This window comes from Salinimicrobium oceani, assembly GCF_012037645.1.
In genome coordinates this window covers 1-347 of record NZ_JAAVJR010001195.1, presented here as the reverse complement: position 1 = coordinate 347, position 347 = coordinate 1, and the positions used below count along the sequence as shown (strand labels likewise).

Annotated in this window: 1 pseudogene; it reads right to left on the bottom strand. The window is 46.7% G+C overall.

Annotation, left to right across the window (positions count from 1 at the left end):
- Window positions 1-347 (bottom strand): annotated as a pseudogene (locus tag HC175_RS21430) (1-deoxy-D-xylulose-5-phosphate synthase); the annotation flags it as partial.

The following is a 347-nucleotide window of genomic DNA, read 5'->3' as shown; positions in this document are numbered from 1 at the left end:
CCCTGCGGAAGATCTTTTATTGCCGCACTAACATTCATGCCTACAGAACCGAAGCTTAAAACCGCAATAAGTGTACCTTGCTGCAGCTTTCTTCCTTTACCTATCAACAACTTATCAAAAGGCAACTGCCAATTTTTTCTGAAACCACGCCCGCGTGGATATCTTATTGCTAAAGGGCCTTTAAGAGTCCCATCCTGGGCAGTAAAAAGCATATTCCTCAGCTCGATCTCATCCAGAGGAGCAAAGATGGTCATGTTAGGTATGCACCGCAGATAAGCAATATCAAATGCCCCGTGATGAGTAGCTCCATCCTCTCCAACGAGTCCGGCGCGGTCAAGACAGAACAC